The organism is Paraburkholderia sp., from assembly GCF_036488505.1.
In the GTDB taxonomy this organism is placed as follows: Bacteria; Pseudomonadota; Gammaproteobacteria; order Burkholderiales; family Burkholderiaceae; genus Paraburkholderia.
On record NZ_DASXHN010000394.1, the window covers coordinates 1 to 4,219 of the forward strand.

At 63.0% G+C, this 4,219-nt stretch carries 4 protein-coding genes; all 4 read left to right on the forward strand.

Annotation, left to right across the window (positions count from 1 at the left end; translation table 11 throughout):
• Positions 1–959 (forward strand): S-methyl-5-thioribose-1-phosphate isomerase (gene mtnA / locus VGH68_RS22965; RefSeq protein WP_331606006.1); only part of this gene is annotated, 959 nt, incomplete at its 5' end.
• Positions 956–1,627 carry a class II aldolase/adducin family protein gene (locus tag VGH68_RS22970; RefSeq protein ID WP_331606007.1) on the forward strand — a complete coding sequence of 224 codons (672 nt, stop codon included), beginning with the start codon at positions 956–958 and terminating at the stop codon, positions 1,625–1,627. The genes mtnA and VGH68_RS22970, both read left to right, overlap by 4 nt.
• Positions 1,628–1,691: 64 nt before the next feature.
• Positions 1,692–2,789 carry a substrate-binding domain-containing protein gene (locus VGH68_RS22975; RefSeq protein ID WP_331606008.1) on the forward strand — a complete coding sequence of 366 codons (1,098 nt, stop codon included), beginning with the start codon at positions 1,692–1,694 and terminating at the stop codon, positions 2,787–2,789.
• Between the two features lie 62 nt (positions 2,790–2,851).
• Positions 2,852–4,219, forward strand: a 1,368-nt coding sequence (locus tag VGH68_RS22980) for a sugar ABC transporter ATP-binding protein (RefSeq protein ID WP_331606009.1), incomplete at its 3' end; no start/stop codon positions are given.

Sequence of the window (4,219 nt, forward strand, 5' to 3'; positions counted from 1 at the left end):
CAGCCGCAGTATGGCGAGCCATTCACGAATTGCGGGTGCGTGGCGCGCCGGCCATCGGCGTGGCGGCGGCGTATGGACTATGCGTCGCCGTTCAGGATGCCCGCGCATTGCCGCTCGCGCAGTTTCGGGCGGAACTCGAACGGCGTGCACGCTGGCTCGATACCGCGCGTCCCACTGCCGTCAATCTGAGCTGGAGCCTCAGACGCATGCTGCAACGTGCACACACTTGCGGCGCAAGCAATACCGCTGCGCTTTACGATGCGCTCGTCGAAGAGGCGCAGCAGATCCATGCGGAAGACCAGGCGCTATGCGAAGGCATCGGCCGCCATGGGATGCCGCTCATCGGGCAGGGCAGCGGCGTGCTCACCCATTGCAACGCGGGGGCGCTTGCCACTACTGGCCTTGGCACCGCAACCGCGCCGATTTACGCAGCGCATCGCGACGGCGTGACGTTCAAGGTGTTCGCGGACGAAACGCGGCCGCTGCTACAAGGCGCTCGTCTCACCGCGTTCGAATTGCAGCAGGCGGGCGTCGACGTGACACTGATCATCGACAGCGCGGCCGCTTCGATCATGTCGCAGGGACTCGTCGACCTGGTGATCGTCGGCACCGACCGCGTGGCGGCCAACGGCGACTTCGCCAACAAGATCGGCACGCTCGGGGTTGCCCTTGCAGCCAGGCATTACGGCATACCGTTCTATGTCGCGTGCCCCTCGTCGACGCTGGACTTTCGCACGCCGAGCGGCGCGCAGATCGAAATCGAGGAGCGGTGCGACGAAGAAGTCACGCATATCGCGGGGCAACGCACGGCGGCGCCGGGCATCAAGGTCCGCAATCCCGCATTCGATGTCACGCCGCAACAACTCGTCACGGGTTTCATCACTGAACGCGGCATCGTCAGGGCGCCGTTTGAACGATCGCTCGGTAGTCTCTTTCCGGCAGCAGGAAACGCGGCATGAGTGCGGCAAAGGAGCGCGCGTTGCGCCGCGAAATCGTCGAAACTTCGCGCGAGATGGAGCGGCTCGGCATCAACCAGGGCACCTCGGGAAACGTGAGCGCGCGCCTGGGCGATGGTTTTCTGGTCACGCCAAGCGGCGTGCCGCCGCGCGAGTTGCGCGAAGACGGCATCGTGCTGCTATCGCTCGACGTGGCCGACGGCGCCGACGTCCTGCGCGAAAAGCGTCCGTCCTCTGAATGGCGCATTCATCGCGACATTCTTCGCGCGCGGCAGGAGATGCATGCGGTCGTGCATACGCATTCGATCGCGGCCACGGCGATGGCAATCCATGGACGCGACATTCCAGCGCTGCATTACATGGTGGCGGCAGCGGGCGGCGATTCCATTCGCTGCGCGCCCTACGCGCTGTTTGGCACACAGTTGCTTTCGGACCACGCGCTGACGGCGTTGCAGGACCGCAGCGCGTGCCTGCTTGCGCATCATGGCGTGGTCGCGCTGGGTGTCGATCTGGCGCGCGCGGTTTGGCTCGCGCACGAAGTAGAAGTGCTGGCAAGGCAGTATCTGCTCGCCTGTCAACTGGGCGCGCCGCCGCTTCTGTCGGGTGCGCAGATGGACGAGGTGCTGGAAAAGTTCAAGACGTATGGCAGGCGCAAGCAAGCCGAGCGTTAGCACGCTTGCTTGAAGGAAGTGGTCGTTCGCATCGCAGTGAATAAATCCTACAACGGAGACAGCTATGGCCTGGAGTTCAGCAAGATTCGACGGATGGGACGTATTGGGCAAATCGACCTGCACGGTGTTGCTGTGTGCGGCAGCCGCGCTTGCCGGGTGTTCGAAAAGCGACAACAGTTCGACCAGCAGCAGCGCGGGTGAAGCCGCGAGCGCGCCGGCGAGCGCGCCCGTGGCGAACGCGGCGGGCGGCAAGACGAAGATCGGTTTTTCGGTGTCCACGCTCAACAATGCGTTCTTTGTCGGCCTCAAAGGGGGCGTGGAGAAGGGCGCCAAGGAGCAAGGCTTCGATCTCGTGCAAACCAATGCGAACGGCGATGCGCAACAGCAGGTCAACGACGCGATCAACCTTCTGAGCCAGGGCGTGACAGCGCTGGTACTGAATCCGATCGATTCGAAGGCCATCATTCCCGCTGTCGAAAAAGCCAATGCGATGAACATTCCGGTGTTCACGCTGGATCGTGGTTCGGATGGCGGCAAGGTCACGTCTTTTGTCGCATCCGATAACGTTGCTCTGGGGCAGACCGCGGCCAAATGGATCGCCGACCAGTTGACGAAGCGTTACGGCTCGGCCAAAGGCAACGTGGTCGATCTGATCGGGCTCGTCGGCACGACGGCCGCCACCGATCGCGAGAAGGGCTTTAGCGACGAGATTGCCAAATATCCCGACATCAAGGTGGTCGCCCGTCAGGAAGGCGCATTCGATCAGGAAAAGTCGCTCAACGCGATGACCAATATCCTGCAGAAGTATCCTCAGATCGATGCGGTGTTCGGCGCTAACGACGACAACACGGTCGGCGCGGAAAAAGCCATCGACAATGCAGGCCGCTACAAGCCGCTCGGCGACAAGCAGCACATTCTCGTGATCGGCGCGGACGGCACCGCGCAGGCACTGTCAGCGATTCGCGCGGGCAAGCAGGACGCGACCATTTCGCAGAACCCGATTCAGATGGCTGCCAAGTCGCTGCAATTCGTCGCCGACTACACCGCGAAAAAGGACGTGCCGGCGAACTATGCGTGGCCGACCCTGCTGATCGACAAGTCCAATATCGATTCGGATGCGACCAGGAAATATGGGCTGTGGTCCGAGGAAGTCAAACAGTAAGACAGGTCGCGGGCTGCGTTGTAGCGGACAGTGCGCGCATCCCGCAAACGGAATGAGGCGACATGACAGTGCAAGCCGAAGAACCCGAGCGCGTGCCCGTCGAGGCACCTGTGCCGCTGCTGCGCATGCAGGGCATCGTCAAAAGTTTTCCGGGTGTGAAGGCGTTACGCGGCGTGAGTCTCGAATTGCAGGCTGGGCACGTGATGGCGATCGTCGGCGAAAACGGCGCGGGCAAGTCGTCACTCGTCAAAACGCTGTCGGGTGCGTATGAGCCCGACGAAGGCACGATCGAAATCGACGGCGTGCCGTTGGCGCGCGGCACCCATGCGGCCATCGATGCAGGCGTCGCCGTGATCTATCAGGAACTCTCGCTGATCAACGACATGACGGTGGCGGAGAACCTGTTTCTCGGCCGCATGCCTGCGCGCAAGGGCTTCCTCATGCAGCGCGAATCCAATCGGCTCGCGCGGGCGGCGCTCACGCGCGTGGGCCTCGACGATGTGCCGCCCTGGATGCGCCTGGGCGATTTGCCGCTCAACAAGCGCCAACTGGTCGAAGTCGCGAAAGCCATTACCCGCGATGCGCGCATTCTCGTGATGGACGAGCCCACCGCCGCGCTGCAAAGTCAGGACATCGTCAATCTGTATGCAGTGGTGCGCAGGCTCCGAGCGGCGGGCATGGGCATCATCTTCATTTCGCATCACCTGGAAGAAGTGTTCGAGCTGGCCGATTCGGCGGTGGTCATGCGCGACGGCGCGACTGTCGGCGCGCGTCCCATGCCGCAATGGACCGAGGCCGAACTCGTGCAGGCGATGGTGGCGCGCAATCTGGAGTCGTTCTATCCGTGGGAGCCGCGCGATTACGGCGATGTCGTGCTCGAGGTGCGCGATCTCGCCAGTGCGCCGCTGCTGCGCAATGCAAGCTTCAAGGTGCGCGCGGGCGAGATTGTCGGTATTGCGGGAATCGCAGGCGCGGGGCGCACCGAGCTGCTGAAGACCATCTTCGGCGCGCTGCCTGCGACGGGCGGAGAGATACGCGTCAAAGGCAGGAAGATCTCGAATCATTCGCCGACCGAAGGCGTGCGTCATGGCCTCGTCTATACGTCGGAGGATCGCAAGCTTGAGGGGCTCGTGCTCGATGCCAGCATCGAAGAAAACATCGCGCTGTCTAGTCTGAAGGCGCTGGCAACCGGCGGATTCGTTAGCCGCCCCAGAAAGCGAAAACTGGCACGCGATGCCAGCATGCGCTTCAACGTGCGTTCGTCCTCGGTCCTGCAGGTCACGGGCACGCTGTCCGGGGGCAACCAGCAGAAGGTGATTCTCGGGCGCGCTACGGCAACGGAACCCGCGGTGATCATGCTCGACGAGCCCACGCGCGGCATCGACGTAGGGGCGAAGACGGAAATCTACGCGCATATGGTGTCGATGGCG